This is a genomic window from Stenotrophomonas sp. YIM B06876, assembly GCF_030711595.1.
GTDB lineage: Bacteria > Pseudomonadota > Gammaproteobacteria > Xanthomonadales > Xanthomonadaceae > Stenotrophomonas.
On record NZ_JAUJUJ010000319.1, the window covers coordinates 1 to 959 of the forward strand.

General features: G+C 64.1%; 1 protein-coding gene. It reads left to right on the plus strand.

Going from position 1 to position 959, the window contains the following annotated elements:
* The coding region (tuf, locus tag QZH66_RS17015; RefSeq protein ID WP_305807031.1) for an elongation factor Tu at positions 1-957 on the plus strand (957 nt) is incomplete at its 5' end.
* Positions 958-959: the final 2 nt, after the last annotated feature.

The window sequence follows — 959 nt, forward strand, 5'->3', positions numbered from 1 at the left end:
CACGTCGACTGCCCGGGTCACGCCGACTACGTCAAGAACATGATCACCGGTGCGGCGCAGATGGATGGCGCGATCCTGGTCTGTTCGGCCGCTGACGGCCCGATGCCGCAGACCCGCGAGCACATCCTGCTGTCGCGCCAGGTTGGCGTGCCGTACATCGTCGTGTTCCTGAACAAGGCCGACATGGTGGACGATGCCGAGCTGCTCGAGCTGGTGGAAATGGAAGTGCGCGAGCTGCTGAGCAAGTACGACTTCCCGGGCGACGACACCCCGATCGTCTCCGGTTCGGCCCGTCTGGCGCTGGAAGGCGACCAGTCCGAGATCGGCGTGCCGGCGATCCTGAAGCTGGTCGACGCGCTCGACAGCTGGATCCCGACCCCGGAGCGTGACGTCGACAAGCCGTTCCTGATGCCGGTGGAAGACGTGTTCTCGATCTCGGGCCGCGGCACCGTGGTGACCGGTCGTATCGAGCGTGGCGTGATCAAGGTGGGTGAGGAAATCGAGATCGTCGGCATCCGTCCGACCGTCAAGACCACCGTCACCGGTGTGGAAATGTTCCGCAAGCTGCTCGACCAGGGCCAGGCGGGCGACAACGCCGGTCTGCTGCTGCGCGGCACCAAGCGTGACGACGTCGAGCGTGGCCAGGTGCTGTGCAAGCCGGGTTCGATCAAGCCGCACACCGAGTTCGAGGCCGAAGTGTACGTGCTGTCCAAGGACGAGGGTGGTCGTCATACCCCGTTCTTCAAGGGCTACCGTCCGCAGTTCTACTTCCGCACCACCGATATCACCGGCGCCTGCGAGCTGCCGGAAGGTGTGGAAATGGTGATGCCGGGTGACAACGTCAAGATGACCGTCACCCTGATCAACCCGGTCGCCATGGACGAAGGTCTGCGCTTCGCCATCCGCGAAGGTGGCCGTACCGTCGGCGCCGGTGTGGTTGCCAAGATCACCAAGTAATA